The following is a 26,964-nucleotide window of genomic DNA, read 5'->3' on the forward strand; positions in this document are numbered from 1 at the left end:
ACGAGGCGCACGGCCGACCGGCCCCGGCGGACCAGCCGCCCGCCAGGGGACGCGGGAGCCGCGCCGTCTCGCGGCGGATCACCGCGGTCGCCGTCGCAGGGGCGCTCCTGCTGGGCGGCGCGGCGGCCCTGCGGCTGCTGGAGGACGAGCCGGACCCGAAGGTGCCGCCGCTCGGCGCGCCCCTCGTCCCGGACGGGTCGCTGGCCGACGCCAGGTCCGGATGGGACGCCGATGACTGCGGTGTCTTCGGCGCGCGCGGATTCGAGATCAGGAGCGGCAAGGACGGCCCGGACTGGTGCGTCGCCCCGCACGAGTCCTCGGCGCCGCACTCCGTGGCGGACGTGCGGGTGCACCTGGCGGGCGCGTCCGGCCGCGGGCCCTGGCAGGCCGGGCTGCTGCTCCTGGCCACCGACGACCGGCACTACGCCGTCCTGCTGCGCTCGGACGGCTCGGCGCGGCTGGTCAAGGAGACCCCGGACGGCGACACGAGCGTCCTCGACAGGGTCCCCGCCCACTCCTACGAGGCGGCGTCCGAGCCCGTCCGCGTCCAGGCCGAGGTGCGCGTCGAACGCGGCCGGACGACCGTCCGCGCCTGGCTGGACGGCGACTACGCGCTCGGCGCCGACGACGAGGACGCCCCCTTCACCAGGGGGCAGACCGCGCTGATGGTCGACCCGATGGACAGCGCGCCCCGCGCGGGCGACTACGTCCTGGCGCGTTTCACCCGCTTCGCCCTCAACCGCGCCCGCTGAGAGCGCCGCACGTCCGCGCGTCCCAGCATCTGGAACCAGGTACGTATCGCGGCGTGCCGTCACCTAGAGTGATCGGGTCCGTTTTGCCCATGCGACAGGATCACTTCAGGCATGTCCGAAAAGAGTCCAGACCGTCCGGGTGAGCTGCGCGCCGGGCTGCGCCGCCGCCACATGACCATGCTGGCCATCGGCGGCGCGATCGGCGCGGGCCTGTTCGTGGGCAGCGGCCAGGTGATCAGGACGGCCGGCCCGGCGGCGATCCTCTCCTACGCCGCGGCCGGGCTGCTGGTGCTGTTCGTGCTGCGCGCGCTCGGCGAGATGGTCGTGGCGCGGCCGGTCGCGGGCTCGCTCGCCGAGTACGCCCGGATGGCCCTCGGCCCGTGGGCCGGCTTCACCATCGGCTGGATCTACTGGTACCTGTACGTGATCCTGGTCGGCGCGGAGGCGGTCGCGGGCGCGGCGATCCTGGCGTCCTGGGTGGACCTGCCGCAGTGGCTGCTCGCCGCCGCGCTGCTGACCCTGATGACCTGCGTGAACCTGGTCTCGGTGAAGTCGTTCGGCGAGTTCGAGTTCTGGTTCGCCTCGATCAAGGTCGCGGCGATCGTCGTCTTCCTGGTGCTCGGCCTCCTGTACGTCCTCGGGCTGTGGCCGGACTCGCCCGGCGGCCTGCACAACCTCACCGCGCACGGCGGCCTGGTCCCGAACGGCGTCACCTCGGTCTTCTCCGCGATCGTCGCGGTCATGTTCGCGTTCGGCGGCACCGAGATCGTCACGATCGCCGCCGCCGAGTCGGCCGAGCCGGGCCGCGCCGTCGCCCGCGCCACCGGCAACGTGCTCTGGCGCGTCGCCCTGTTCTACGTCTTCTCGATCTTCCTGGTGGTGTCGATCCTGCCGTGGAACGACGCCAAGGTGCTGACCAGCCCGTTCGTCAGCGCCCTGGACCGGCTGGACGTCCCCGCCGCCGGGACGGTCATGCAGGCGGTGATCCTCACGGCCGTGCTGTCGGTGCTGAACTCGGCGATCTACGTCTCGTCCCGGATGCTGCACGTCCTCACCCGCGACGGCGACGCCCCGGCCGCCCTGACCAGGATCAGCCCGCGGGGCGTGCCGGTCCGCGCGATCCTGCTCGGCACGGTCGCCGCCTGGGGCGCGGTCGTCGCCTCCTACGTCTCCCCCGACCAGGTCTTCAAGTTCCTGATGAACTCCATCGGGACCGTCCTGGCCTTCGTCTACCTGGCGATCCTGCTCTCCGAGCTGCGCCTGCGCCGCCGCCTCGAACGCGAGGACCCGGCCAGCCTCACCTACCGCATGTGGCTCTACCCCTACCTGCCCTGGCTCTGCGTCCTGGCCCTCGGCGCCGTCCTGGTCTCGATGGCCTTCATGCACGAGCTGCGCTCCCAGCTCTTCGCGTCCCTCATCAGCCTCGCCGCCGTCGCCGCGATCTACCCCCTCCGCCGCCGCTTCGGCTCCCGCCCCCCGGTCACCACCCCACCCCCCATCCACCCCCACTGAGGCCCGACTTCGTCCACAGAGCGCATACAAACCTGCAACGGCGCCAACGCCTCAGGAAAATCCAACGTCCTGGACGCTCTGATCTACATGCTCTTCTGCATCAGAACGTCCCAGACGGAATGGTCACCCACCAACGGCGTCCCCCGAGCACCCTTCAAACCGGCGACAGAAGATCCTTCGCTCTACGAGCTCGACTTCGCCTGGACGGCATCCGATACACATACGGCTTCGAGGTCGACGGCAAGGCGATTCGCTCCGAATGGCTGTTCTCCTTCCCCCATGGCAAGCCCCGCCGCCTCTTCGAGCGGAACGGTCCAGGAAAGGGCGATTATGAGTTCGGCCGCGCCCTGACCGGACCCACCAGCCAGATAGCAAAACTCACTCGGCCGGACTCTCTGTATCTCTCATCCGCCGCCAGCAATAGCCATCCACTCCTCAGTGCCATCTACAAAGCTCTGACGACGAACATTCATGGGGTTCGACAGGGCGACCGGGACACACGTTTCGAGGCTATCCGTCATCTTCTCCTCAATGAGCACGGCTCGCAAATTCTGGCCAGACTGCTCAAGGTGGCAGATCTCGGTATCGAGAGTGCTCACATCGAGGAGACCGAGGTTCCCCCTGCCATCCAGCAAGCGGTCGCTCGCCTTGGCGCGGAGCTGGGCGAGGTAAGAGTCAATCTCGCCCACAACCATGCCGATGAGATCTTCCTCGTCCACTCCAGCGCTCCGGCCGTCCGCTTCGGCCTGGACGAGGAGAGCGACGGAACCGTCGAGTGGCTGACACTCATCACCTATCTCCTGATCAGCCTCTCCCTGCCCGGGGTCCTCGTGGTGGACGAGGTGGATGCGAGCCTGCATCCCCATCTCTCCTCGGCCGTGATCCGCATGTTCAAGGATCCAGAGATCAACCGGCATGGATCCCAACTGCTCTTCGCCTCCCATGACACCACGCTCCTCGGCACGCTGCTCGACGACAAGATCCTCGATCGGGACGAGGTCTGGTTCACCGAGAAGGGTGCGGACGGAGCGACGACCCTCTACGCGCTCGCGGAGTTCAAGCCGCGCAAGGACGAGAACGTCGAACGCGGATACCTCCAAGGCCGCTATGGCGCTGTCCCCTACCTGAGTTACGCGGAGATCCGGCGGATCTTCCAGAAACCTGGCGTGGAGTCGGATGAGCCGAGGACGCACCCCCAGTCCCTCACTCGCAAGACCAACACCAAGAGAGCGAAGAACCGGCTGCTCATCGTCTGTGAAGGAGAAGTCACCGAGGACGAGTAGTTCGAGGGCATCACCCGGCTTCACCGGGCGCCGACGGTGCGGGTCGAGTGCGTCGGCATCGGACGCGATCCGCTCGCGACCGTGAACCGTGCCCTCCGGCTGCGCGAGAACTCCGAAAAGGCCGCGCGGACCAAACGCAACTCGTTTGTTTCTGAAGATCGACCATGTCTGGTGTGTGGTCGACGTGGACGACCACACCACACTGGAAACGGCGCTCCACCTTGCGAGGCGAAACGGCGTGCACCTGGCCGTCTCGAATCCGTGCTTCGAAATCTGGCTGCGCTGGCACCATCAGAACTTCACATCCCGGACGAACCGCTTCGACCTGCCAAAGAAGCTCGACTCGCACATCCCCGGCTACAGCAGGAGGAAGGCCATCCCTGGCGACTTCCCCTTCGAGGACGACTATGAGAACGCGAGGGAGCGTGCCCTGGGCTGCGACCCTGAACACGACAAGCCCTGTCGGCGCGGCCAGAACCCCTCGTCCAACGCGTGGCTCGCCGTTGAGGCCATCCGCGGCGAGGGCCGGAAGCGCTGAGGGTAGCGAAACGGCCCGCGTCCAGGGGGACGCGGGCCGTTCGTTTTTTGACTGGGGTCAGGATCTACGGCGGCGGAAGAAGGCGCCGACAGCTTGGAAGAGCAGCACGATCGGCAGCAGGAAGACGAAGAAGAACATGTGATAGGTGCCGCCGGAGAAGATGAAGAGCAGGTAGAAGGCGTAGCCGGACATTCCGAGGCCGACCACCGCGTAGATGATGCGGTCCCGGGCGGTCGAGCCGAGGCCGGTCGCCGCCGCGACCAGCATGGCGATGCCGCTGACCGCCATCAACACCACGTACCAGGAGAACGCGGGCTCGGCACTGAAATCGAGGTTCACAGGCATTCCAGGGGGTTGTTCCGAAAGTCGGGCAACAATAGCGGAACGAACAACCCCCTGCGCGTCTGCCGTAAAGCGGCTATTCAGGGTCCTCGAGGTCGCCTTCCAGGTCGAGGTAGGTCTGGCGGAGGCGGGCGAGGGTTTCGGGGTCGGGGGACGCCCAGAGTTCGCGGTCGGCGGCTTCGAGGAGGCGTTCGGTGACGCCGCGGAGGGCCCAGGGGTTCGACTTCTCCATGAAGGCGCGGTTCTCGGGGTCGAAGACGTACTCCTGGGCGAGGGTCTCGTACATCCAGTCGTCCACGACGCCGGCGGTGGCGTCGTAGCCGAAGAGGTAGTCGACCGTGGCAGCGAGTTCGAACGCGCCCTTGTAGCCGTGGCGGCGCATGGCGGCGATCCAGCGCGGGTTGACGACGCGGGCGCGGAAGACGCGGTGCGTCTCCTCGGCGAGCGTGCGGGTCCTGACCTGGTCGGGGAGGGCCGAGTCGCCGACGTAGGCGGCCGGGTTCCGGCCGGTCAGGGAGCGGACCATCGCGACCATGCCGCCGTGGTACTGGAAGTAGTCGTCGGAGTCGACGATGTCGTGCTCGCGGGTGTCCTGGTTCTTGGCGGCGACCGAGATGCGGCGGAACGCGGACTCCATGTCGGCGCGGGCCTCGCGTCCGTCCAGGCCGCGGCCGTAGGCGTACCCGCCCCAGACGGCGTAGACCTCGGCGAGGTCGGAGTCGTCGCGCCAGTTGCGGGCGTCGATGAGCGGGAGCAGGCCCGCGCCGTACGCGCCGGGCTTGGAGCCGAAGATCCGGGCGGTCGCGCGGCGCCAGTCGCCGTGCGCGGCGTGGTCCTCGACGGCGTGGGCGCGCAGGAGGTTGCGGTCGGACGGCTCGTCCAGCGCCGCGACCGCGCCGATCGCGTCGTCGATGAGGGCGATGACGTGCGGGAACGCGTCGCGGAAGAAGCCGGAGATGCGCAGCGTCACGTCGATGCGCGGGCGGCCCAGCTCGGCGAGCGGGACGATCTCGAAGCCGGTGACGCGGCGGGACGCGTCGTCCCAGGTCGGACGGCATCCGATGAGCGCGAGCACCTCGGCGACGTCGTCGCCCTGGGTGCGCATCGCGGACGTCCCCCACACGGTCAGGCCCACGCTCGACGGATACTCTCCGGTGTCGTCCAGGTGACGCCGGATGAGCGAGTCGGCGAGGGCGACGCCGACGTCCCAGGCGTTGCGGGACGGGATGGCCTTCGGGTCCACCGAGTAGAAGTTGCGGCCGGTCGGCAGGACGTTCACCAGCCCGCGCGTCGGCGACCCGGACGGCCCGGCGGGCACGTACCCGCCGTCCAGCGCGTGCAGCACCGCGCCGATCTCGTCGCGCGTGGCGTCCAGCCGGGGCACGAGTTCGGACGCGGCGAACTCCAGGAGCCGCACGACGTCCGGCACGGCCTCCCCCAGGACCTCGGCCGCGATCCCGGGCGCACGGGCCGCGTCCCAGCCCGCGTCCTCCATCGCCTGGACGAGCCGCCGCGCGGTGTCCTCCAGGATGTCGATCACATCGGACGCCGTCCGCCCGCCAAGAACGTTGACGACCGCGCCCGGCTCGGCGAGCAGCGCCTTCTCGTCCAGCCCGTGCGGCGCGGCGATCGCCGCCCGCAGGCCCGGCATGGCCCCGGCGACGCCGCCCCAGACCTGCGTCGCGCGCAGCACGGCGAGCACGAGGTTGACGCGCGCGCCGTCCCGCGGCTCCTGCCCGAGGATGTGCAGGCCGTCCCGGATCTGGACGTCCTTGATCTCGCACAGGTACCCGTCGATGTGCAGGATGAAGTCGTCGAAGTCGGCCTCGTCCGGCATGTCCTCCTGGTGCAGGTCGTGGTGCAGCTGCGCGGCCTGGACGAGCGTCCAGATCTGCGCCCGGACGGCCGGCAGCTTGCCCGGGTCGAGATCGTTGACGGTGGCGTACTCGTCCAGAAGCTGTTCGAGTTTGGCCAGGTCACCGTAGGTTTCGGCGCGGGCCATCGGCGGCACCAGGTGGTCCACGACCGTGGCGTGGGCGCGGCGCTTGGCCTGCGTCCCCTCTCCCGGGTCGTTGACGATGAACGGGTAGACGAGCGGCAGGTCGCCGAGGACGCCGTCGGGGGCGCACCCGTCCGACAGCCCGAGGCCCTTGCCGGGCAGCCACTCCAGCGTGCCGTGCTTGCCCAGGTGGACGACCGCGTCCGCGCCGAACTCCCGGTCCAGCCAGCGGTAGGCGGCCAGGTAGTGGTGCGACGGCGGAAGGTCCGGATCGTGATAGATCGCGACGGGGTTCTCGCCGAACCCGCGCGGCGGCTGGATCATCAGCACGACGTTCCCGAACCGCAGCGACGCGAGGACGATCTCGTCGCCGTCCACGTACAGCTCGCCCGGCGGCTCGCCCCAGTGCTCCCGGACACCCTCGCGCAGCGGCGCCGGCAGCGCCTCGAACCACGTCCGGTAGGACGGCAGCGGCACCCGCGCGGGAGCCTTGGCCAGTTGCTCCTCGGTCAGCCACTCGACGTCGTGCCCGCCCGCCGCGATCAACGCGTGGATCAGCTCGTCGCCCGTGTCGGGATCGGCCCAGAGCGAGTGGTCGCCGCCCAGGTCGTACCCGGCGTCCGCCATCTGCCGAAGCATCCGGACCGCCGAGGTCGGCGTGTCCAGCCCGACCGCGTTGCCGACCCGCGAGTGCTTCGTCGGATACGACGACAGGACGATCGCCACCCGCTTCTCCGCGTTCGGGACGTGCCGCAGCCGCGCGTGCCGCACCGCGATCCCGGCGACCCGCGCGGCCCGCTCCTCGTCCGCCCGGTACACGGGGATGCCGTCCGGGCCGAGCTCCTTGAACGAGAACGGCACGGAGATGATGCGGCCGTCGAACTCGGGGATCGCGACCTGCATCGCCGCGTCCATGGGGACGAGCGCCGCGTCCGACGCGTCCCACGCCTCCCGCGACGACGTGAGGCAGAGGCCCTGGATGACCGGAACGTCGAGTTCGCCGAGGGCTCCCGCGTCCCACGAGTCCTCGTCCCCACCGGCACTGGCATCGGCGGCGACCGCCCCACCCGCCGCCAGCACGGTCGCCACGATCGCATCGCTCTGGCCCAGCAAGGCCATCAACTCCGGGTCGGCCCCGCGCAACGACCCGCAGAACACCGGCAGCGCGTTGGCCCCGGCGCGTTCGATCTGCTCGCACAGCACGTCCACGAACGCCGTGTTCCCCGACAGCTCGTGCGCGCGATAGAAGACCACACCGACCGTTGGACGCCCCTCGACCCGCGCGTATTCGCCATGCACGCCGAACGAGGGCATAGCGGCCGGAGGCTCGAAGCCCTCCCCGGTGAGGAGCACCGTGTCGGACAGGAAGAGCGCGAGCTGCCGCATGTTCTCCACGCCGCCCTCCCGCAGGTAGGCGAGCGCTTCGGCGGCGACGCCGGGCGGCACCGTGGACGACGCCATCAGCTCGGCGTCCGGATCGGCCTCCCCACCGAGGAGGACGACGGGGAGACCGCTGCCCACCAGCGCGTCCACCCCTTGGGGCCAGGTCTTCCGTCCGCCCAGCAGCCGCACGACGACCACATCGACGTCCTCGGTCAAGGCGGGCAGGTCGTCCACCGGCGTCCGGACGGGGTTGGCGGTCGCCCACCCCGCGTCCGCCGCGCGCGCGGCGAGCAGTTCGGTGTCGGCGGTGGACAGCAGCAAAGCACGCATCGCGATGCCTCCAACGGGGTCCGCGCCCCGGCTCGGGTGAAGGGCCGCGACGGCGCGGAGTCTCCTGGCTCCCGGATCGGCGCCCCCGCCCCGGCCTTCCGGCGTCGCCGCCGTGGCCATGCGCGAGGGGGGACTCCCCGGTGACAGTTGCGGGACAGCTCCGGATTCGCACCGGATTCCTCGCCCGCCGTCGCCGCGCCAGTCTACGGACCCGCCACCTTCCCCTCACCCCCGCGATTCCAGTGGCCCCCGCGCGGGACAGGGCGTACCCTTCCCTGTGTCGGCGAGTGGGGAAGCTCGACCGGCCGGAACGCCCGTCCTCACCTAGCCGAGGCCGGGCGTTTCGCTGTGTTGAAACAGTCCCGGCCCACTCCGCTCGCCCAAGGGCTGTGTTGATCGCAGCCCGGGCCCACTCCGCTCGCCCAGGGGCTCGCTACGTGACCGTGCCTGGGCGAACGCGGCATCGCTTCGCGATCTGCCCGGCTCCGCTCGCCTCCGGCTTCGCTTCCCCGGGCAGGTCACGCGTTCGCGCGCGTGGCTGAGGCCACCATGAAACGGGCCCTCGGTCTCAGTGCGGCCAGACCAACCGATTGACCTCCGGACGCTTCAGCATCTCGACGACGTCCCGCCCCAGCACCTCCACGGCCCCGGGACGCTCGGCCGCATCGACCATCGCGTACAGGACGTCCGCGAAGGGCTGCTCAGCGAGAGCCCGGAGGCAGACCGCCATCTCCTCGTGCTCGTCCGCCGCGCCCCGGGCCAGCGCGTCCCGAAGCACCGCCCGACGGACGTGAAAGGCGGCCGAGCGCCCACGCGGCAGCAGCTCCCGATTCAGTCCGAAGACTCTGATGGTCTCCGCCCCGATGGCGCTGCGCGGCTCATAACAGCCGGTGGTCAGTCTCAGCCAGAGATGGTCGCGGGGGTCCTGCCGGCTCGGATCGACCAGCAAGCAGCGGCCGGACGTGTCGCAGGGGTACTGCTCACGCTTCTCGTTGCTGTTGCAGTGGGAGCAGGCGAGCAGATGATTGAGCCAGTCGAACGCGCGTTGCGGAGCACGGGTGATGGGCTCGAAATGGTCGATGCTCGTGCCTCTGCTCTCCCCGCAGTACATGCACTGGCCGAGTCCCGCCGCCATGAGGGTCAGGTGACCGAGGAGGGACGACCGGGTCGAGCGCGCCCCGCGCCATTTCGTTCTGGCGACACCGCCGTCCGGCTTCGCCGTGGCCAGTTCACGGGTGCGGCGGTCCAGGTCACTCGCCAGATCCGGCGGGAGCTCAGGCCGGACGAGCGGGATCAACGCTCATGGCCGAGCCGCGCGGACACCTCGTCCACTCTCGCCATCAGCGAGCTCGTGAGGAGCTCACGCAGCGCGCGGAACTCCTCGACCTCGGCTTCGGTGGCCTGCCCGTCGAGCACTCTGGCCTCCAGGTCGCCGAGCCTGCGGCGCAGCCGCTCGGCCTCGGCGGAGTAGGGGGTTTCAACGCCGAACAACTCTGACAGAACCGCGTCGTCGCCGCTGCCGTAGACCACGCGGTGGTACAGGTCCTCGTCCACGACGCGGGGCGGCTCCGGCTCGTCCGGCCCGGGGAGCCGGATGAGCCCGCCGGGATCGGCGTTCTGGCAGATGTAGGGGCTGTGCGTGGTGACGATGAACTGGATCTTCGGGAAGTGCGCCTTGAGCCAGCCGCCGATCTTCTTCTGCCAGCTCACGTGCAGATGGGCGTCCACCTCGTCGATGAGGACGACACCCGGGTACGGCAGCGTGGGGACGCCGTCCCGCTCCTCGATCTCCAGCGTCCCGAACGAGGCGTGCATCCGCCGGACGATGTCCACGACGAGCGCCCCGACCGTCCGATACCCGTCACTCATCCGCCGCAGCGGCATCTCCCGGCCGTCGGCCTGCCGCACCCAGAGCCCGGCCGAATCCACTCGCACGATGTGGAACCCGTCCGGCAGAAGACCGTCTCCGAGCAACCGGAGCACGATCGCCACCAGCTCGGCGGCTCCTTCCTTACCCTCCAACTGCCGGAGGTGTTGGCCGATGAGCCAGCTCACCCCTTCGACCAGCGTGGCGTCCTCATCGAACAGCGTCCGCCATCCGCTCTCACGCGTTGGACGGTCGAGATCGTGAAGACCGACGTCCGGCTGCGAGTGACGACGGAAAGGGCCGTAGCCGAGCGTCATCCAGTCATTGGGGTGAAGCGCCCAAGGGCCGCCGAGATCGGCCCGATTGGGCCTGGAACGCGGCATCGGGGTGACCGACCATCCGGGCTCAAGCTCGCCCTTGCCAGTGCCCTCGCCCGCCTCTTCTCCTGGACCTCCGAAATCCACCCACCATTCGACGCTGAGCCGCCCGCTCTCAGGCCAGCCCGACTTGTACTGCGGGCGATGAAAGAAGGACACGGACACATTCGGGGGCAACCTGTGTTCTTGAAAGTCCGAGACCCAGGACTCCGCTGCCGCTGAAGTAGTCAGCAGCGACGGCCCGGCCCCGGCGAGCACGACCGATTGCAGCAGGGTCGTCTTCCCCGCTCCGTTCCGTCCGGCCAGAACCGTCCAGCCCGCGTACGAACCATCAGGCTGTTGAGGGAACCCGATGTCCACAGCGCGAGGGCCGTCGAAGCCGCGCACACCGGACATCGTCAGCCGGGTGACGTACATCTGGCCTCCGAGCCTCTAAGCGAACGTCCTGCGTCGCCACTCTAGAAGGTGGCAGGCCACCGGGCGTGGTCAGAGGAGGGAGAAGCCGATGGCCTTGCCTACGCCGGGGCGGGAGAAGGTCGTGGTCGGGTAGACGGCGCAGCGGCCTGCGGTGAGGGCGTGGACCATCGAGAGGCCGCGGCCGTCCGTGCTCAGGTTCTCGATGAGCGCGTCCAGGTCGTCGTCATCGAGGACGGGCGGCGGGCGCAGCAGGTCGGGGACGCGGCCGAGGAACGGGTCGGCGTCCGCGATCTCGCACCAGACGGGACGGCGCGACGAGCCCGCGAACAGGACGCGCAGTTCGAGCGGCGGCTCGGCGTGCTGGACGCCGTTGGCGGCGAGTTCGGCCGCGACGAGTTCGAGGTCGTTCACGCCGTCCTCCCCGGTGCCGGCCCGTACGAGCACGTCCCGGACGATCTCCCGCGCCCGCCGTTCGGCCCGCGCCGGATGCAGCCGCCACACCCGCGCCGTCCACGGCCCGACCCCGAACGTCGCGATCCCCGGTTCCACCACCATCCGCCCCGCCACCGTCCTCCCGATCCCGCTTCTCCGCATCGCACACCACCTCGCTCATCCGGATCCTCATGTGGCCATCAGTGGGATTCGACTCGGACACCCTCGAATGATCACAGTCGGTAGTAAGTTCGTTGCTTAAAGCTTCCATCTCGTGGTGCGCTCGGGCAACGAGTTGCAGCACTGGAAACACCCCGGATGTCGTGACGACGCGACGAGGAGGCTGCGATGGCCAGGAAAGCGGCGACCGCACGTGGCAGAACGCTCGGTGCCGAGCTTCTCGCGTTGCGCAAACATCGAGGACTCACTACGCGGGCCGCGGCCGAGCGCATCGGCTGGACGGCGGCGACCCTCAACCGCACGGAGAACGGGCTGCGAGTGGCGACTGCCGAGGAGGTCGCAACGGTTCTCGGCGCGTACGGCGTGGTGGGCGGTGAGCGCGAACGTCTGCTCGCCCTGGCCCGGGACGCGGAAACGCCAGGCTGGTGGGAACCCGGCGACAGCATCTACCCCACACCGCTCAAGGCGCTGATCGGTTTCGAGGCTCAGGCAACCCGTATCACGAACGTGGAGATCTCCCTCGTTCCCGGGTTGTTGCAGATTCCGGAGTACGCGCGCGCCGTGATGCTGGCATCCGGCATCCCGCCCCTGGAGATCGAGACACGGGTCGCGACACGCATGGGGCGACAGGCGATCCTCAGTCGCCCGCAGCCGCCGAAGCTCCTAGCAGTGATCGACGAGGCCGCACTCCTGCGCCCCGTCGGCGGACGACACGTCATGACCGAGCAGCTGCACCACCTGCAACGACTTGCCAGGAAACCGAACATCGAAATCCGTGTGCTACCGCTCGACGCGGGTGCACACTCCGCCCTCGCCGGCCCCTTCACGATCCTGGAGTTCGGCCGTGCCAACCCCCTCGTGCACCAGGGGGGCAAGAGGTCCATCAGCTTCGTAGATTCTGCTCCTGAGGTTGCGGAATTCGTTGCAAGCGTGGATACCCTGAGGAGGACATCGCTTCCTCCCGACCGGTCGGTTGCCCTGATCGCGAAGATCATCGCCCTTAAGGGGAGTTGAGTATCTGTGACGAACAACAGCGACCTCACCTGGCGCAAGTCGTCTCGCAGCGATGAAGAGTTCAACTGCGTCGAAGTGGCGAGCCTCAGTGCGGCCTCACTCGCGGTCCGTGACTCCAAGCGTCCGGATGGCGGAGTTCTCACGCTTGACCGACAAGCGTGGGACGCCCTCCGCACTGCCCTCAGCAGGGACAGCACCGCGTGAGCGTGCCGCGCATGGCGTGGCGCAAGTCATCCCACAGCGACGAAGAGGTCAACTGCGTCGAGGTGGCGCGCATGACGAGCACCAAGTTGGCCATCCGCGATTCCAAGGCTCCCGACGATCCCGCCTTGACGCTCGACCGGGGCAGTTGGCTTGCGCTCCGCTCGAAGCTCAGCACCACCGGCCTGGTGTGATCGCGCAGTCCCTGGACTGACGCAGGGCATCCCACAGTGGGGACAACGGGGACTGCGTCGAGGTGGCGGGCATGCGTGCCGACTTCCTCGCCGTTCGCGACTCCAAGCGTACGGACGGTGGGGTACTCATGCTCGATCGGGATGTGTGGCACGCACTCTGCGGAGCGCTCACAAAGGGCGGCACCGCGGTCGTCACCCGTTGATCGGCGTGCCTGGCTGGTGCACGGCCGGTAGAGGCAGCCGCCGTCGTCCTTCCGCGAGGATGCGCGCCTGAGCGGCGATGGCTTGATGCGCGAGCTGCAGCTGGAGAGCGACGGCCACCGCATCCGCCGGTTTCGGCGTCGGATCGGCCGCACACAAAGCTGGGTGTCGATGTCGGAGAACGGCCAGGTCGTCCTGGACTCCATCACCCTCATCAACGCCGGGGCCACGGCCCTCGAGATCGACCTTGCCCGGCTGGCCTGGCTCGGTCGCAATCCCGCCGAGGACCGTGGGATCGTTCCTCCGAAGGCGGCTTCGCGCGCGGTTAGCCCGATGGCCGGGTGGCCATGGCTCGTTCGTAGAGGTCTCGGGCCTGCGGGTTGGCCAGGTGGCGGCGTAGCGCGGCGAGCATGGTCTGGTAGTGCTTGTCGCACCAGCCGGACTGGACGGCCGGGTAGTCGTCGAGCATTCGTCCCCAGTCCCGGCAGGCTTCCTCCAGCCGCCCCACCGCGAGTTTCCGCTCGGCGAGGGTTCCGCGGTTGCGGACACGGACTCGCTTGTAGGCAGGGGGCCTGATGCGTAGAGAGCGTTCCAGGGCCGTGATGGATCCTTTCAGGTCGCCCAGCTCGAACGACACCTGCGAGACGTGGTAGCTCATCGCGGCGGGATCGTAGGAGCCGAGCGCCTTGGCCTGTGACTCGGCGTGTTCGAGGGCGGTCTCGGCTCGCCGTAGGTGGGTCAGGGCTTTGGCGCGGGCGCCGGCCTGCGCGGCGGCGTGCGCCTGCTGCCCTGTCAGGAACGCACGCAGCCTAGGCCCGGCCTGCGGGGAAGCCGCTGCGGCGGCGTCGGCCAGGTGTAGCGCCGTCGTGCTGTGATGCAGGTCCACGGCCTGTACCGACATGCCGCGCAGCGTGGTGCAGTAGGTCAGGTGGTCACCGGCGTACCCGGCCAGCTCCAAGGCCTGGCAGTAGTAGCGCTGCGCGACTCCTTCGACGCCCTCGTCCATGGCCATGTAGCCGGTGAGGTAGCAGTGGTCGGCGGCGGCCGACATCATCTGGCTGCGGATGTCCTCGCGCGCCTGTGCCCGCAGGTAGGGCGCGATCGTGTTGACCAGGAACGCCGCGGCGAGGGGCCGCACCGCCTTCCCACCGAACTGGTCATCGAGCGAGGACAGGTGGTCGGTCATCTTCCGGACGGCGTCGACCTCGCCGGGGCCGATCCGGGTATGGGGGTCACGGCGTAGTCGGTCGAACCGCCCGGACACCTCCGACCAGCCAGGGATGGCCAGGGCCGCCGAATAGAGGCCCAGGCCGAGGACTGCTCGCCTGCTCGGGTCCATGTCCGCACCCCCAAGATCCACCAGCCTCGTCACGATATCCGCGGCCGGTGCGGGCTCGGTCTGGCAGGGGCCCAGGCCGGCGGCGGACAGGGTGATGGGGCGTTGGAGGCGTCGGGCGAGCGCCTCACACACCAACGGCCGGACGGGTGCCCGCGGGAGCGTCCCCGACAGCCAGTGGTGGACCGCGGTGTTGTCGTAGTTCAGCTTCAGTCCGGCCTCGCGGCCCAGGCGGTTCACCGCGTGCGCGAGCTGCCCGGGTGTCCATCGCGCCTGGTCGATGAGCGCGGCGAGGGCGGTGTTCGGCGGGCGGTCGCTGCGGCCGGCCATCGGCGGCTCCCCGAACTTTTCAGCACTTTCAGCCTTTGCTCCAGCCTCCCCCCTTCAACGGGACCGCGGAAGCGTTTTCACTACAGCCAAGGCCACTTCGACGGGAGCAATCCCGCCCCAGGAGCCCCGCACAGCAGGGACCTCACGCCGCGCTGACGTGCGGCTTAGAAGAAAACGACCTAGTCAAGCGACTGTTCACGCCTGAGCCGGCGGCTCGCTCGGGCAGCATGGCCGGTCGATACACCAGCAGCCGCCTGCGCCGCTCAGGCCGCAGCAGGCCACGATTCGGGAGGACGCCGTCATGACCGTCGACACACTGGAGAGCGCGAACCTCCGCAACCGCATGGTCGACCAGCTGATCGCCGACCAGGCGGCCAAGGGCCTCACGCTCCCTGCGTCGGTGGAGGCGGCGCTGCGGACCGTCCCCCGGGAGCTGTACGCGCCGAACACCCCGCTTCCCGAGGCGTACGCCAACTCCGCCATCGTGACCAAGCGGCGCGGTGAGGAGAGCATCAGCTCGGTCTCGGCGCCGTTCCTGATCGCCGAGATGCTCGGCCAGGCGGTGGACGCCCTGGACGGTCTGAAGGGCCGGCACGTGCTGGAGATCGGGTCCGGCGGTTACAACGCCTCTCTGCTGGCCGAGCTCGTCGGCCCGGCCGGATCGGTGACCACCGTCGACATCGACCCGGAGGTCACCGACCGCGCCTCGGCGTGCCTGGCCGCGGCCGGCTACCACGACGTCAAGGTCGTGTGCGCCGACGCCGAGCACCCGGTCGAGCCGGGCCGCCGCTACGACCTGATCATCGTCACCGCCGGAGCCTGGGACATCCCGTCGGCGTGGCGGGAGCAGCTCACCGACGGTGGCGTGCTCGTGGTGCCGCTGCGCACCTTCGGACTGACCCGCTCGTGGGCGCTGCGGCGGGCAGGCCAGGAGCTGGTCAGCCACAGCCACCGCCAGTGCGGGTTCGTGTCCGTTCAGGGCGCCGGAGCCCACGAGGTCCGCTACCTCGACATCGCCGACGGGGTCCACCTTCGGCTGGACGAGGACCAGCAGGTCGACCCGGCGATGGTCACCGAGCTGATGCTCCAGCCCCGCCGGCAGGCATGGGCCGGGTTCAGCCTGGCGCCCCGCACGGTCCTGGCGGACCTGGACCTGTGGCTGGCGACCCGGCTGGTCGGTGAGGCGGACGAGTTCGTGATCCTGACCGCGCAGGAGGCCGCCGTCGAGTCCGGCGTCGTGGCCCCGGCGTGGCGGTTCGGCACACCGGCCACCGTGGAGACCGGCGCGTTCTGCTACCGGTCGGAGCTCCTGTGGACCGGCCAGAAGTTCGACGTGGGCGCGATCGCACACGGCCCGCACGCCTCGGCCGCAGCCAAGCGGATGGTCGAGCACATGCGCGCCTGGGTGGAGGCGAGCAGCCCGTCCCCGGCGCTGCGCGTGTTTGCGGCACAGACTCCCGACGGCGACCTGCCGGCCGGGACGGTCCTGGACAAGCGGCACAGCCGCCTCGTCCTGACCTTCACCCCCACCGAGGAGAAGGGACTCTCCTGATGGACACTACCGAGCACGACTACCAGCTGGACGTGCGTCTGGTCGACGCCGGGCCCGCCGCCAGCGGCCACGCCACCAACACCGACGACGGCTGCGGATCGGGCAACACCGGCTCCAACGCCTGCACGGGCGGCAGAGACTGACCTGATCAGACACCAGCAGCATCGTTCGTCCCGGGGGCCCGGCCTGCTGAAGGCCGGGCCCCCTTCTTGGAATTCGGGAACGGTGGACTCAGATGCGCGACCTTCCAGCCTCTACGACGTTCTACGCGACCGAGGCGGCTCTGATCAGAGTCGCCGCCTACCCCCTGGACCTGCATGTCCCGCCCTGGCCGGACCTGACCTGCGATCAGCCGGACGCGTGGCTGATGTGGCTGCGGGAGGTGTGGGAGCTGCCGGGCTTCGCCGAAGCCGTCACCTGCGCGACCCCCTCCTTCGCCACCCAGGTCACCCGAGTCCTGGCCGGAGGGGCGCTCCCCATGCGCCGCCTGCGCCGCGTGGTCGAGACCACCGTCCGGTACCTGCTGAGGTGGACCACCCGCGCGACGCCGTTCGGCCAGTTCGCCGGCGTCGCCCCCGTCGCGTTCGGCGACCACGCGGCGGTCCGATGGGGCCAGCAGCACCGCGACGCCGTCCTTCCCGACGGGCGGTCCATCACCAAGTGCGCCACGGCGGCCGAGGACGACCTTCCGACGCTGCGGACCGTGCAGGTGGTGACCAACGCCATCGGGTATCGCCGCGGCAAGGCATGGGTCGTCCCCTGCGCCCGGGCCAAGGACGGCCGCCGGTGGGACACCGAGATCAAGCTGACCGAACCGGTACAGATGGCCCTGGAGACCGCCCGCTCCCCCATCGCGTTTCCCGAGCTGGCCGCCAAGGTCGCCCCTCATGTCGCCCATGGCACCGGCGAGGCCGAACAGTTGTGTCGCGCGTTGGTGCAGGCCGGGGCGCTGCTGTCAGCGGTCCGGCCGCCCATGACCGTGACTGACCCCACCGCGCATCTGGCGAACCACCTCCCGGCGGACGCCCTGCCCGGACCTGGCGGCCACGCCTCGGTGGACCGGCGCGTCGACTGCTCGGCGACGCTGCCCCCGCCGGTCGTCGAGGAGGTGTGCCGGGCCGCCGACGCCCTCGTGGCCGTGGCACCGCGCCTGCCGGGTTGGGTCGCCTACCACGAGGCGTTCATCGAGCGGTGGGGGCCGGGCGCGGCCGTGCCGCTCCGCGAGGTCGTCACCGTCTTGGGGTTCCCTGCCGGATACCGGGGATCCACCCGTCGAGAGCTCCCGCTGCTGACCGCCCGGGACGCGCTGTTGGCAGACCTGGCGCAGCGTTCTGCGCTGGACGGCTGCGCCGAGATCGTCCTCCACGATGACCTGATCGCGGCGCTGCGCGGCAACGACGACCGTCCTCCGATCCCTCATACTGAGCTGCGGTTCGCCCTGGCCGCCGACACGCTCAACGACCTGGATCGGGGCGCGTTCACGCTGACGGTGTTAAGCGGCGCCCGCCATGCCGGAGTCGCTGCGGCACGGTTCCTGCATCTGCTCACCTGCGCTGAACGGGAACGGTTCCGCCGCGTCTACAGCACCCTGCCGACCGCTCTACCGGGCGCGACCACCGTGCAGCTGTCGGCGCCTCCTCTGGAGCCCCGGCTCGCCGCGCTCGCTCGCACTCCCGAGCTCCTGCCCGTGCTGCCCGTCGGCGACTTCCAGCCCGCCCCGGCATGCACGCTGGAGGACCTGGCGGTCGCCGGTGACGGCGACCGGTTGTGGCTGGCGTCCCTCGCCACGGGCCGCCCCGTCGAGCCTCTTCTGCTGAACAGCGTGCTGCTGCCGTCCCTCCAGCAGCCGATCGTCCGGTTCCTCGCTGAGATCTGGACGGCCTGGACAGCACCGTGCGCGCCGTTCGACTGGGGGCGCGCTCGCGAACTCGCGTACCTGCCCAGGATCCGGCGGGGCCGCACCATCCTGCATCCCGCCCGCTGGACCATCCACCAGGCTGACCTGCCCGACCGCACCGCGTCATGGGCGCGTTGGCGCAGTGCCTGGGACCGGCACCGGATGTCGCGACGTCTTCCTGGCCAGGTGCTGATCGGTGACGACGACGTCCGGCTGCGCCTGGACCTGGACGACCCCGCCCAGGCGGTGCTCCTACGCGACCAGCTCGACCGGCATAAGAGCGCCGTCCTCACCGAAGCCCCCGAGCCGCCCGGATGGCTGGCGGGCAGGCCCGCCGAATTCCTCATCACCCTCGTCGCCACAGGCCCCCGCCCCGTACCGCGCCCGGCCCGGCCTGTCATCACGCTCCAGCACCGTCCCGCCCGATCGCGCTGGTTGGACGCACGACTCTTCGGCACAGCGGAGGCCATCCTCGCCGAACTCCACCGGGCACCGCCCAACTTCCCGGCAGGCTGCTGGTTCCTGCGCTATCCCACCCCAGCCCCTCACGTGCGGTTTCGGATCCCGCTGGCCGATCCCAGCCAGTTCACCCCCGTCGCCCAAAAGATCGCCGAGTGGGCGGAACACCTGGACAAGGAGGGCGTCCTCACCGACTACGTCCTTGCCACCTACCGGCCCGAGGCCCGCCACGGAAGCAGGACGGCCCTGGCTGCGGCCGAAGCAGTGTTCGCCGCCGACTCCCGCGCCGTCCTGGAGCGCCTGGCCGGCGACCGGCAGGCGGCCACGGCCGCCGGGATGATCGCGATCGCCGACGGATTCACCGAGGACGGCGCCGCCTGGCTCGTCGAGCATGTGCCGCATCGCAGCGGCCCGCGCCTGCCCCCGGCCCAGCTGTCGCGCGTCAACTCCTTCGGCCCGCAACCCGAGCTCGCCGCTGCCCTGAAGACCTACCGGGCCGAGGCCGACCGGGACGGCCTGGACACCGACCAGATCCTCGCCGACCTCCTGCACCTGCACCACGCTCGCGCGATCGGCGTCGACTCCGTCTCCGAGCGGGAATGCCTGCGCCTCGCCCGCGCCGCCGCCCACAGCGCCCTGGTCCGCAGGCCATCATGAACCCAGCCCAGAACCTTGCCGAGGGAGCCGTCGGCGTCGCCCTGCTCCACTTGGAGAACGGCTGCTGGCAGGACGCGTTCACCGCTCTGGAGGCAGCCGTCGCCGACGGCGTCAGCATCGCCGACGGTGCCAGTCTCTACTTCGGGGCACCCGCCCTGGCGTTCGTCCTCGCCGCAGCCGATCATCCCGGCCTCGCCCGCGCCAAGGCCACCGCGGCAGCAGGAACGGCGCTGGTGACCCAGCGACGCCTGGAGGCCGCTCATCGCCGCATCGACCACCGTCAGCACACCCCCTACGGGGAGTTTGACCTCATCCGGGGCCTGACCGGGCTGGGTGTCGCCCTACGCCGCATCGGTGACCAGGCACTGCTCCGCGAGATCTTGGCCTACCTGGTCCGACTCACCGAACCCATCCACGGTCTGCCCGGTTGGTGGTGCCGCACCGGCCCCAACCGCACCCGGCCCGGCCCTGCGGGCGGCCACAGCAACCACGGGCTGGCCCATGGCATCACCGGGCCACTGGCTCTGCTGGCACTCGCCTTGCTCGACGGCGTCGAAGTCGACGGGCAGCGCGCGGCGATCATCCGGATCTGCGCGTGGCTGGACCAGTGGGAGCACAGGGACGACAACGGCCGGTGGTGGCCGGAGATCGTCTCCCTCCGCCAACTTGAGCAGGACGGCGCCGGGCTCGGGGGACCGACGCGGGCATCCTGGTGCTACGGCACCCCCGGCATCGCCCGCGCCCAGCAGCTCGCCGCCCGCGCCTTGGACGAACCCGTCCGCCAACGCGCCGCCGAAGCCGCGTTCACCTCGTGCCTTACCGACCCCCGCCAAGCCGACCGGCTCACCGGCCGGGGACTCTGCCACGGCACCGGCGGCCTCCTGGCGACCGGCCGGCGGGTCGCCGCTGACGCTCCCACCCCGGTCCCGCTCACACCTTTGCTGCTGCGGCACCAGCGCGCCACCGCCGCCCCCGACGAGCCGGACGGCCTCCTCGACGGAGCCGCGGGCGTCGCCCTGGCCACCGCAGGCGTCACCTCGTCCTGGGACGCCTGCCTCCTGCTCTGCTGACTCCCCTCAAGGAGAGACGACCATGCCCGACACCAACTGGACGCAGGTCAACCTCACCTTCCCTGGCAACAGCGCCCGCGAGCGCGAACTCAAGGCCGTCGCCCACCTGCGCCGGATCCTGCCGGACGCCGAAGCAGACGGCCTCATCGCCGCCTGGTTCTTCACCCGCAAAGGACACTGGCGCATCCGCTACCTGCCCGCTGCGGACGCCAGCACCGGCCCGCCCGTTCACCGCCTCCTCACCCAAGGCGTCGAGGCCACCAGCGACATCTACGAGCCAGAGACCCACGCCTTCGGCGGCACAACGTCGATGGCCATCGCGCACCAGCTCTTCCACGCCGACAGCCGCCACCTCCTCACCTACCTCAGCAGCAGCACCGACAACCGCCGAGAGCTGTCCATCGTCCTGAGCACCGCCTTCATGCGCGCCGCCGGCCTGGAGTTCGGCGAGCAAGGTGACGTCTGGGCCCGGATAGCCGACCAGCGCGCGCCTCTGCGGACGGACCGGCCGCCCGCCTCGACCTGGGCGACGTTCACTGGCAACGTCCGTGAGCTTCTCCTCGGCAACCTCCGCGGCGACGACCTCACCACCACGTGGGTCCAGGCGTTTCAGCGTGCGGGAGAACAACTGCGCCACCTGCGAGAGCAAGGCCACCTCACCCGCGGAATCCGCGCCGTAGCCGCCGAACACGCGATCTTCCATTGGAACCGGATCGGGATCCTGGGCCCCACCCAGGCAGTCCTGGCCCGCGCCGCTGCAGACGCTGTCTTCGGCGAACGACCCCGGGTGAGCGAGCAGTAGAGCGTACGGACGGTGGGGTACTCATGCTCGATCGGGATGTGTGGCACGCACTCTGCGGAGCGCTCACAAGGGCGGCACCACGGTCGTCGGCCGCTGATCGGCGTGCTTGGTTGGTGCGCGGTCGGGAGAGGCGGGCGCGGGCTCGGTTCGGGTGGGTGTTCTACCGGTGTGGTTCGGTGGCGAGGGCTCGTCTTAGTGCTTTGACGATCTGGTCGGCGTTGAAGCGCTGGGCGGCGGCGGTTTCCGCCTGGTCCAGGGCTGAGGCCAGTTCGTCGGCGCGGGCCGTGCGCAGGATGGCGATGAGCCAGGCTTCCAGGTCGTCCGCCGACTCCGGGAGTTCCAGTTGTTCCGGGGTCGGCGTGAATACCGCACGTCGTGCGCCGGACGGGCGGGGCGCCTGGGACGGGTCCAGCGGATCGGGTGGCGGTGCGGCCGGGTCGGGCCAGCCGGCTGCGGCGGAAGCGTAGGGCCCGGGCTCCAAGCCGACGCGGAAGGGGTGCACGCACACCGGGAAGCCGGTGGCGATGTCGACGCGGTAGCCGCGGTCGCGGTCGAAGCCGTAGCGGGCCCCGGGGCGGTCGACGACGTCGAACTCCCCCAGGGCGAGCTTCTGCGCCGGGCAGATCACGCAGCAGTCGTCCGCCCACTCGGGACGTCGAGCATCGGCCACACCGTCAGGATGTCAGCCGTCCGGCGGGGGTGCCGGGCGTGTCGGGCGTGTCGGAGAGCGCGCCGGCCGAGTTCTTCAGGCGGAGGGTCATCTTTCGCGGCGGTCGGCGGTGACCACGGATTCGAGGAGGCCGGGGAAGGCTTCCTCCACCTCGTCGCGGCGGAGGGTGTTCATGCGGGCGGTGCCCGCGTAGTGCTGCCGGATCAGGCCCGCTTCGCGCAGGACGTTGAAGTGGTGGGTGGCGGTGGACTTGCTGACCGTGAGGTCGAAGCCGCCGCACTTGATGGCGTCGTCGGAGTCCCAGAGCCGGGTGACGATGCCGCGGCGCACCGGGTCGACGAGGGCTTCGAGGATCTGCTGGAGCGTCACGTCCCCGAGGGACGGGTGGGGCGGGGTGCGGTCGTCCATGGCCCCATCGTACGACAACCATCGAAGTTTGACATCCATCGAACTTAGGCGTTCACTGATCACCGTCGGACGGACGAGACGAACGAAGGACGGTCCACGATGGCCAGGACGGTGTTGTTCCACGAGCTCGGCGGCCCCGAGGTCATGCGGGTCGAGGACGTCGCGGTCGGCGAGCCGGGGCCCGGCGAGATCCGGATCCGGGTGGACGCCTTCGGGCTCAACCGCGCCGAGGCGCTGTTCCGCGAGGGGCGGTACATCGACCCGGTGAAGAGCTTCCCCGGGAAGCTGGGATACGAGGCGGCGGGCGTGGTGGAGGCCGTCGGCGAGGGTGTCGACGGGTTCGAGGTCGGCGACGCGATCAGCACGGTGCCCGCGTTCTCCCAGAACGACTACGGGATCTACGCCGAGCAGGCGATCGTGCCCGCCCATGCGGTGCTGCACCGGCCCGAGTACGTGAGCGCGATCGACGGCGCGGCGGTGTGGATGCCCTACGTGACCGCGTACGGCGGGCTGGTGGAGGTCGGGCGGATGCGTCCCGGGGACACGGTCGTGCTGAACGCCGCGTCCAGCAGTGTGGGGCTCGCGGCATTGCAGGTCGCCGAGCGGACGGGCGCGACCGCGATCGCCCTGACGCGCGGCGAGAGCAAGAAGGAGGCGCTGCTCAAGCACGGCGCCGCGCATGTCGTCGTGACCGACACCGAGGACATGGTGGAGCGCGTCCGCGAGCTGACCGACGGGCGGGGCGCGGAGTTCGTCTTCGACGCCGTCGCGGGGCCGGGCGTCCTCGACCTGATGAAGGTCGTCGCGGCGGACGGGATGCTGATCGAGTACGGGATGCTCAGCGGGCAGCCGACGCCGTTCCCCGGGTTCGACCTGGGGATGCCGCCGGTGAACATGCGGACGTTCACGATGCGTGAGACGTCCCACGACCCGGAGCGGATGCGGCGGGCCGCCGCCTATGTGAACTCGGGCCTGCGGACGGGCGCGTTCCGTCCCGTCGTGGACCGGACGTTCGAGCTGGCGGAGATCGTCGAGGCGCACCGCCACATGGCCGCGAACAACCAGGTCGGCAAGATCGTCGTCACCGTCGACCGCTGACGTTCCGGCCCACCAGGACCGCGATGGCCGCGGCGAGGACGGCCATCGCGGGGAAGCCGAACGGGACCGGGTCCTCCGGGGCGACCACGCTCTGCGGCAGGCAGAGCAGCGCGATGAGCACCTCCAGCACGACCGTCGCGATCCGGACGCCCCGCCCGGCCGTGAGCTTCCAGGAGCAGGCCGCGACGGCCGCGGCGAACGCCGCGACGACGAGCCCGAAGACCACGATGAGCGGTGCGAGGCCGGCCGTCAGCTCGTCCGAGGACTGCGTGCCCTTCGAGCCCTCGACCAGCAGGATTCCGGCGGGGACGGCCAGGAGCACGGCCTGAAGGGCCAGCAGCACGCGGGCCGCGGTGAGGGTCCGGCCGGAGTGGGTGACGCGGTGGTCGGTCGCGGGGGTCATGCCCCCACGATTCCCCACCGGCCGCCCTTCTCCCACCGTCCGCGTACTCAGAGACGTACTCAACGGCGGGGACGTGCTCAGCGGCGGGGACGTGCTCAGCGGCGGGGACGTGCTCAGGCTCGCGGCAGGACGCGGCCCAGGCGTTTGACGTCGCGGATGATCGGGGTCGTCTCGATGCGGGCCACGCCGGGGAGCGCGGCGGCGCGGTCGGTGAGGTAGCGGTAGAGGTCGTGGGCGTCGCGGCACAGGACGCTGGCGGCCAGGTTGGTCGCGCCGGTGGTGGCGGCGGCGAACACGACCTCGGGGTGGGACGCGAGGGCCCGTCCGGCGGCGTCGAGGTCGGCCGGGGCGGCCGTCATCCACAGCCGGGCGCCGTGGCCGAGGCCGACGAGCCGCGGGTCGAACTCGGCGTAGAAGTGAAGCGCGCCGAGCGAGCGCAGGTGGTCGACGCGGCGGCGGACGGTGGACGCGGACCAGCCTGTCGCGGCGGCGAGGTCGGGGAGGGCGGTGCGTCCGTCGCGGGCCAGGACGTCCAGGAGGGGGCGGTCGTCCGGGGAGCACTGCGGGATGTCGGACGGGTCGGCGGCGAACTCGGGCTGCGGGCCGAGCGCGGCGGCCTGTTCCCGGGTCAGGGCGTCCAGGAGGCGGATCGGGCTGGGCGAGCCGTAGAAGACGTGCAGGACCGAGTGCGCCGCGACGTCCACGACGCGGCTGGTGCGCGGGAGCTTGTCCAGGAGGAGCCGTTCGGCGTCGTCCGGGGTCGCGGCGCGGGTGATGCACTGCACCTCCGTCCCGCCGGACACGAGCTGGACCCAGGCCGTGTCGGTGCGGCGGGCCAGCGCCTCGGCCACGGGCGGGGCGGCTCCGGGGGCGCAGCGCAGGCGGAGTAGCCAGCGGCCGTGGGCGAGGTACCCGGCGGGCGGGACGGCGACGACGCGCAGCAGGTCCGCCGAGCGCAGGCGGCGGTAGCGGCGGGCGACGGTCTGGTCGGAGACGCCGAGGACCTCGGCGATCCGGTTGAACGGCGCGCGGCCGTCGAGTTGCAGCGCATGGATGACCTGCCGGTCGAGATCGTCGATATCCACCGACTCAGGGTAGGAGATGTCGAGATCCGCTCATTTCCCCGCCCTTGCCTGGTGGCGCGCCGGAGGGCGGACGAGAGTCGCCCCGTGATCGACGGAACGACTCGGAAGGATCCGGACATGGGCAGGTGGGGACCGCTGACGGCCGTGTGCCTCGGCACGTTCATGCTGCTGGTGGACGTGAACATCGTGACGGTGGCGCTGCCCGACATGGCGCGCGGCCTCGGCGCGGATTTCGGGGCGCTGCAGTGGGTGATGGACGTCTACGCGCTCGCGCTCGCGGCGCTGCTGATGGGCGCGGGGACGCTCGCCGACCGGATCGGACGGCGGCGGCTGTACGTGGGCGGGCTGGTGGCGTTCGCGGCGTCCTCGCTGGTCTGCGGCCTCGCGCCGGACGCAGCAACGCTGGTCGCGGCGCGCGCGGCGCAGGGCGTGGGCGCGGCGGCGATGTTCGCGACGACGGTGGCGCTGATCGCCGCGTCCTACGAGGGACGCGACCGCGGAACGGCGTTCGGCGTGTGGGGAGCGGTGAGCGGGGCCGCGTCCGGGATCGGGCCGATCCTCGGCGGGCTGCTCACGCAGCATCTCGGCTGGCGGTGGATCTTCCTGGTGAACCTCCCGGTCAGCGCCGTCGCGGTCGCGGTGACGCTGCGGAAGGTACGCGAGTCCCGCGATCCGGACGCGCGCCGGCTGGACGTCCCCGGGATCGCGCTGTTCGCGGTCGCGGCCGGCGCGCTCACCTTCGGGCTGACGCGCGGCGGCGGCGAGCTGTGGACGTCGGTCGCGGTCTCGGTGGTGGCGTTCGCGGCCTTCGCGGCCGTCCAGCGGCGTGCCGCCTCTCCGACGCTCGACCTGGGGCTGCTCCGGCGGCCGGCGTTCGCCGGGGTGATGATCGGTTCGCTGGCGATGTCGGGGACGGCGTTCGCGGCGTTGATCGACACCTCGCTGTGGCTGCGGGCGGTGCTCGGCCTGTCCCCGATGGAGGCGGGCCTGGTGATCCTGCCGCTGCCGGCGGTGTCGTTCGTGACGTCTCTGCTGGCCGGACGGCTGCTGCACGGCGTCCCGGCCCGCTGGACGGTCGGCGGCGGGCTCGCCCTGATCGGTGCCGGCGGCTTCGCGCAGGCGTTCCTCACGGCGGGGTCGGGCTGGACGGCGCTCGTGCCGGGGCTGGTCCTGACCGGGCTCGGGGCCGGGCTGGCGCTGCCGAACGTGACGGCGGCGGGGGTCGCGGCCGTCCCCGCGGAGCGCGGCGGGATGGCGGCCGGGGCGGTCGGCGCGCTGCGGCAGCTCGGGTACGCGCTCGGCGTCGCGGTGCTCGGCGCGGTGTTCCGCTCGGCGGTGCCCGGCGACCCGGCGGTCTCGCACGACGCGGCCGGGTTCGCCGCCGGACTGTCCGCCGCGTACGCGACGGCGGGGACGTTGGCGCTGGTGGCCGCCGTGAGCGTCCTGCTGCTCGTCCGGGACCGTGAGCGGGACCGGGACCGGGGCCGTCCCCCGGCGGCCGGCGCGGACGGCCCGCCGCCGGTCAGGAGGCCGCTGCGTAGCGGTGCATGACGACGCCCTCGTCGAAGGTGCGGGTCTCCAGCAGGCGCAGGCCGAGCCGCCGGTCCAGGCCGGGGAACAGGGACGTCCCCCCGCCGAGGACGACCGGGTGGACGGCGACCCGCACCTCGTCGAGCAGGCCGAGGCGCGCCAGCGAGGTCGCGGCCCGAGCGCCGCCCATGAGGAGCAGGCCCCGGCCGTCCTGCTCCTTCAGCTCGCGGACCTGCGCGCCGAGGTCGGACCCGATGACCCTCTCGGCCCACTCGGCGTCCTGGAGCGTCCGGGAGACGACCATCTTGCGGGACCCGCGCCAGACCGGCGCGTACCGGACGACGTGCGGGTGGTCCGTCCTGGACTCGGCGTCCGGCCACCACGACACCATCATCTCCCAGGTCACCCGGCCGTACAGGGTGATGTCGTTCTCCTCGTTCAGCTCGAACGAGTAGTCCGACAGCTCCGGACCCATGACCGGCCAGTCGAACTCGCCCTCCGGCCCCTGGACGAAGCCGTCGACGGTGGTGTGGACGAAGTAGGTCAGCTTCCGCATCGTGGTGCTCCTTCTCTCCGGTGCCTTCACCTTTGAGTCGGAGCCGCCCCGGCGTCCTGCACATCGCTTCCGCGTCCGGTACGGATTTC

General features: G+C 70.9%; 25 protein-coding genes, 1 pseudogene and 1 riboswitch. Of the genes and pseudogenes, 15 read left to right on the forward strand and 11 right to left on the reverse strand.

What is annotated here, in order from left to right:
• From DZF91_RS39740 to DZF91_RS12740, 4 genes are all read left to right on the forward strand, one after another.
• Positions 1–752: hypothetical protein (locus DZF91_RS39740; RefSeq protein ID WP_199486597.1), on the forward strand; the 752-nt coding region annotated here is incomplete at its 5' end.
• A gap of 111 nt (positions 753–863) precedes the next feature.
• On the forward strand, positions 864–2,264 hold the full coding sequence (locus DZF91_RS12730; RefSeq protein WP_117357685.1) for an amino acid permease: 1,401 nt from the start codon (positions 864–866) through the stop codon (positions 2,262–2,264).
• 119 nt (positions 2,265–2,383) lie between these two features.
• A complete protein-coding gene (locus DZF91_RS12735; RefSeq protein WP_117357686.1) occupies positions 2,384–3,547 on the forward strand; it encodes an AAA family ATPase in 1,164 nt (387 codons plus the stop codon).
• A gap of 175 nt (positions 3,548–3,722) precedes the next feature.
• Positions 3,723–4,085, forward strand: a complete 363-nt coding sequence (locus DZF91_RS12740) for an RloB family protein (protein WP_158587928.1) — start codon at positions 3,723–3,725, stop codon at positions 4,083–4,085.
• A gap of 57 nt (positions 4,086–4,142) precedes the next feature.
• Here DZF91_RS12740 and DZF91_RS12745 read toward each other — a convergent pair whose 3' ends face one another.
• The 5 genes from DZF91_RS12745 to DZF91_RS12765 all read right to left on the reverse strand — a co-directional run bounded on the left by DZF91_RS12745 (position 4,143) and on the right by DZF91_RS12765 (position 11,394).
• Complete coding sequence (locus DZF91_RS12745) at positions 4,143–4,424, reverse strand: hypothetical protein (RefSeq protein WP_117357688.1); 282 nt, start codon at positions 4,422–4,424, stop codon at positions 4,143–4,145.
• A 79-nt stretch (positions 4,425–4,503) separates the two neighbouring features.
• Positions 4,504–8,139 (reverse strand): cobaltochelatase subunit CobN, encoded by a 3,636-nt coding sequence (gene cobN, locus DZF91_RS12750; RefSeq protein ID WP_117357689.1) that lies wholly within the window; start codon positions 8,137–8,139, stop codon positions 4,504–4,506.
• Between the two features lie 58 nt (positions 8,140–8,197).
• A riboswitch (cobalamin riboswitch) is annotated at positions 8,198–8,320 on the reverse strand.
• A gap of 387 nt (positions 8,321–8,707) precedes the next feature.
• Positions 8,708–9,436, reverse strand: a complete 729-nt coding sequence (locus tag DZF91_RS12755) for an HNH endonuclease (protein WP_117357690.1) — start codon at positions 9,434–9,436, stop codon at positions 8,708–8,710.
• Positions 9,433–10,800, reverse strand: a complete 1,368-nt coding sequence (locus DZF91_RS12760) for an AAA family ATPase (RefSeq protein WP_117357691.1) — start codon at positions 10,798–10,800, stop codon at positions 9,433–9,435. The genes DZF91_RS12755 and DZF91_RS12760 overlap by 4 nt, the downstream gene beginning before the upstream one ends.
• Before the next feature lie 69 nt (positions 10,801–10,869).
• Positions 10,870–11,394: an ATP-binding protein gene (locus DZF91_RS12765; protein ID WP_117357692.1), complete on the reverse strand. Its 525-nt coding sequence runs from the start codon at positions 11,392–11,394 to the stop codon at positions 10,870–10,872.
• Positions 11,395–11,580: 186 nt separating this feature from the next.
• Here DZF91_RS12765 and DZF91_RS12770 point away from each other — a divergent pair, with 186 nt between their 5' ends.
• The 4 genes and pseudogenes from DZF91_RS12770 to DZF91_RS12785 form a co-directional block, all read left to right on the forward strand.
• Positions 11,581–12,426 carry a helix-turn-helix domain-containing protein gene (locus DZF91_RS12770; protein WP_117357693.1) on the forward strand — a complete coding sequence of 282 codons (846 nt, stop codon included), beginning with the start codon at positions 11,581–11,583 and terminating at the stop codon, positions 12,424–12,426.
• Between the two features lie 6 nt (positions 12,427–12,432).
• Positions 12,433–12,630 (forward strand): DUF397 domain-containing protein, encoded by a 198-nt coding sequence (locus DZF91_RS12775; RefSeq protein WP_117357694.1) that lies wholly within the window; start codon positions 12,433–12,435, stop codon positions 12,628–12,630.
• A gap of 11 nt (positions 12,631–12,641) precedes the next feature.
• Entirely contained in the window at positions 12,642–12,821 is a 180-nt protein-coding gene (locus DZF91_RS12780; RefSeq protein WP_117357714.1) for a DUF397 domain-containing protein, read from the forward strand.
• A gap of 32 nt (positions 12,822–12,853) precedes the next feature.
• Positions 12,854–13,024: pseudogene (locus DZF91_RS12785) on the forward strand (DUF397 domain-containing protein); the annotation flags it as partial.
• A gap of 323 nt (positions 13,025–13,347) precedes the next feature.
• Here the strand turns inward: DZF91_RS12785 and DZF91_RS12790 are convergent.
• Entirely contained in the window at positions 13,348–14,688 is a 1,341-nt protein-coding gene (locus DZF91_RS12790) for a tetratricopeptide repeat protein (protein ID WP_117357696.1), read from the reverse strand.
• Between the two features lie 301 nt (positions 14,689–14,989).
• Between DZF91_RS12790 and fxlM the strand changes: the two genes are divergently transcribed.
• The 5 genes from fxlM to DZF91_RS12815 all read left to right on the forward strand — a co-directional run bounded on the left by fxlM (position 14,990) and on the right by DZF91_RS12815 (position 21,125).
• The gene (gene fxlM, locus DZF91_RS12795; RefSeq protein ID WP_117357697.1) at positions 14,990–16,240 is read left to right on the forward strand and encodes a methyltransferase, FxLD system; all 1,251 of its coding nucleotides are present in this window, start codon (positions 14,990–14,992) and stop codon (positions 16,238–16,240) included.
• Positions 16,240–16,383 carry an FxLD family lanthipeptide gene (locus DZF91_RS12800; protein ID WP_117357698.1) on the forward strand — a complete coding sequence of 48 codons (144 nt, stop codon included), beginning with the start codon at positions 16,240–16,242 and terminating at the stop codon, positions 16,381–16,383. The genes fxlM and DZF91_RS12800 overlap by 1 nt, the downstream gene beginning before the upstream one ends.
• Before the next feature lie 92 nt (positions 16,384–16,475).
• Positions 16,476–19,253: a lantibiotic dehydratase gene (locus DZF91_RS12805; protein ID WP_117357699.1), complete on the forward strand. Its 2,778-nt coding sequence runs from the start codon at positions 16,476–16,478 to the stop codon at positions 19,251–19,253.
• Positions 19,250–20,323 carry a lanthionine synthetase C family protein gene (locus tag DZF91_RS12810; RefSeq protein WP_117357700.1) on the forward strand — a complete coding sequence of 358 codons (1,074 nt, stop codon included), beginning with the start codon at positions 19,250–19,252 and terminating at the stop codon, positions 20,321–20,323. The genes DZF91_RS12805 and DZF91_RS12810 overlap by 4 nt, the downstream gene beginning before the upstream one ends.
• A gap of 22 nt (positions 20,324–20,345) precedes the next feature.
• Positions 20,346–21,125, forward strand: a complete 780-nt coding sequence (locus tag DZF91_RS12815) for a thiopeptide-type bacteriocin biosynthesis protein (RefSeq protein WP_117357701.1) — start codon at positions 20,346–20,348, stop codon at positions 21,123–21,125.
• Positions 21,126–21,285: 160 nt separating this feature from the next.
• Here DZF91_RS12815 and DZF91_RS12820 read toward each other — a convergent pair whose 3' ends face one another.
• Positions 21,286–21,795: a hypothetical protein gene (locus DZF91_RS12820; protein ID WP_199486598.1), complete on the reverse strand. Its 510-nt coding sequence runs from the start codon at positions 21,793–21,795 to the stop codon at positions 21,286–21,288.
• Positions 21,796–21,882: 87 nt separating this feature from the next.
• Positions 21,883–22,203: an ArsR/SmtB family transcription factor gene (locus DZF91_RS12825; protein WP_117357703.1), complete on the reverse strand. Its 321-nt coding sequence runs from the start codon at positions 22,201–22,203 to the stop codon at positions 21,883–21,885.
• A gap of 99 nt (positions 22,204–22,302) precedes the next feature.
• Here DZF91_RS12825 and DZF91_RS12830 point away from each other — a divergent pair, with 99 nt between their 5' ends.
• Complete coding sequence (locus DZF91_RS12830) at positions 22,303–23,301, forward strand: zinc-dependent alcohol dehydrogenase family protein (RefSeq protein ID WP_117357704.1); 999 nt, start codon at positions 22,303–22,305, stop codon at positions 23,299–23,301.
• Here DZF91_RS12830 and DZF91_RS12835 read toward each other — a convergent pair.
• Both DZF91_RS12835 and DZF91_RS12840 read right to left on the reverse strand, forming a co-directional pair.
• Entirely contained in the window at positions 23,285–23,704 is a 420-nt protein-coding gene (locus DZF91_RS12835; protein ID WP_117357705.1) for a hypothetical protein, read from the reverse strand. The genes DZF91_RS12830 and DZF91_RS12835 overlap by 17 nt on opposite strands.
• 113 nt (positions 23,705–23,817) lie before the next feature.
• Entirely contained in the window at positions 23,818–24,789 is a 972-nt protein-coding gene (locus tag DZF91_RS12840) for an Lrp/AsnC family transcriptional regulator (protein ID WP_199486599.1), read from the reverse strand.
• Positions 24,790–24,906: 117 nt separating this feature from the next.
• On the opposite strand from DZF91_RS12840, the gene DZF91_RS12845 reads away from it, so the two are divergent.
• Positions 24,907–26,340, forward strand: a complete 1,434-nt coding sequence (locus DZF91_RS12845; RefSeq protein WP_117357707.1) for an MFS transporter — start codon at positions 24,907–24,909, stop codon at positions 26,338–26,340.
• On the opposite strand, the gene DZF91_RS12850 is transcribed toward DZF91_RS12845, so the two are convergent.
• On the reverse strand, positions 26,312–26,875 hold the full coding sequence (locus tag DZF91_RS12850) for a dihydrofolate reductase family protein (RefSeq protein ID WP_117357708.1): 564 nt from the start codon (positions 26,873–26,875) through the stop codon (positions 26,312–26,314). The two genes, DZF91_RS12845 and DZF91_RS12850, sit on opposite strands and share 29 nt — an antisense overlap.
• Positions 26,876–26,964: the final 89 nt, after the last annotated feature.

The sequence above is a fragment of the Actinomadura logoneensis genome, assembly GCF_003428695.1.
GTDB classification, from domain to species: Bacteria; Actinomycetota; Actinomycetes; order Streptosporangiales; family Streptosporangiaceae; genus Spirillospora; species Spirillospora logoneensis.

What these genes read in the sequence shown, in the direction of transcription:
- DZF91_RS12850 (WP_117357708.1), bottom strand. Translation starts at nt 26,875, where the DNA reads ATGCGGAAGCTGACCTACTTCGTCCACACCACCGTCGACGGCTTCGTC.
- DZF91_RS12815 (WP_117357701.1), top strand. Translation starts at nt 20,346, where the DNA reads ATGCCCGACACCAACTGGACGCAGGTCAACCTCACCTTCCCTGGCAAC.
- DZF91_RS12790 (WP_117357696.1), bottom strand. Translation starts at nt 14,688, where the DNA reads ATGGCCGGCCGCAGCGACCGCCCGCCGAACACCGCCCTCGCCGCGCTC.
- DZF91_RS12845 (WP_117357707.1), top strand. Translation starts at nt 24,907, where the DNA reads ATGGGCAGGTGGGGACCGCTGACGGCCGTGTGCCTCGGCACGTTCATG.
- fxlM (WP_117357697.1), top strand. Translation starts at nt 14,990, where the DNA reads ATGACCGTCGACACACTGGAGAGCGCGAACCTCCGCAACCGCATGGTC.
- DZF91_RS12770 (WP_117357693.1), top strand. Translation starts at nt 11,581, where the DNA reads ATGGCCAGGAAAGCGGCGACCGCACGTGGCAGAACGCTCGGTGCCGAG.
- DZF91_RS12730 (WP_117357685.1), top strand. Translation starts at nt 864, where the DNA reads ATGTCCGAAAAGAGTCCAGACCGTCCGGGTGAGCTGCGCGCCGGGCTG.
- DZF91_RS12780 (WP_117357714.1), top strand. Translation starts at nt 12,642, where the DNA reads ATGGCGTGGCGCAAGTCATCCCACAGCGACGAAGAGGTCAACTGCGTC.
- cobN (WP_117357689.1), bottom strand. Translation starts at nt 8,139, where the DNA reads ATGCGTGCTTTGCTGCTGTCCACCGCCGACACCGAACTGCTCGCCGCG.
- DZF91_RS12735 (WP_117357686.1), top strand. Translation starts at nt 2,384, where the DNA reads ATGGTCACCCACCAACGGCGTCCCCCGAGCACCCTTCAAACCGGCGAC.
- DZF91_RS12805 (WP_117357699.1), top strand. Translation starts at nt 16,476, where the DNA reads ATGCGCGACCTTCCAGCCTCTACGACGTTCTACGCGACCGAGGCGGCT.
- DZF91_RS12835 (WP_117357705.1), bottom strand. Translation starts at nt 23,704, where the DNA reads ATGACCCCCGCGACCGACCACCGCGTCACCCACTCCGGCCGGACCCTC.
- DZF91_RS12765 (WP_117357692.1), bottom strand. Translation starts at nt 11,394, where the DNA reads ATGCGGAGAAGCGGGATCGGGAGGACGGTGGCGGGGCGGATGGTGGTG.
- DZF91_RS12810 (WP_117357700.1), top strand. Translation starts at nt 19,250, where the DNA reads ATGAACCCAGCCCAGAACCTTGCCGAGGGAGCCGTCGGCGTCGCCCTG.
- DZF91_RS12825 (WP_117357703.1), bottom strand. Translation starts at nt 22,203, where the DNA reads ATGGACGACCGCACCCCGCCCCACCCGTCCCTCGGGGACGTGACGCTC.
- DZF91_RS12760 (WP_117357691.1), bottom strand. Translation starts at nt 10,800, where the DNA reads ATGTACGTCACCCGGCTGACGATGTCCGGTGTGCGCGGCTTCGACGGC.
- DZF91_RS12830 (WP_117357704.1), top strand. Translation starts at nt 22,303, where the DNA reads ATGGCCAGGACGGTGTTGTTCCACGAGCTCGGCGGCCCCGAGGTCATG.
- DZF91_RS12800 (WP_117357698.1), top strand. Translation starts at nt 16,240, where the DNA reads ATGGACACTACCGAGCACGACTACCAGCTGGACGTGCGTCTGGTCGAC.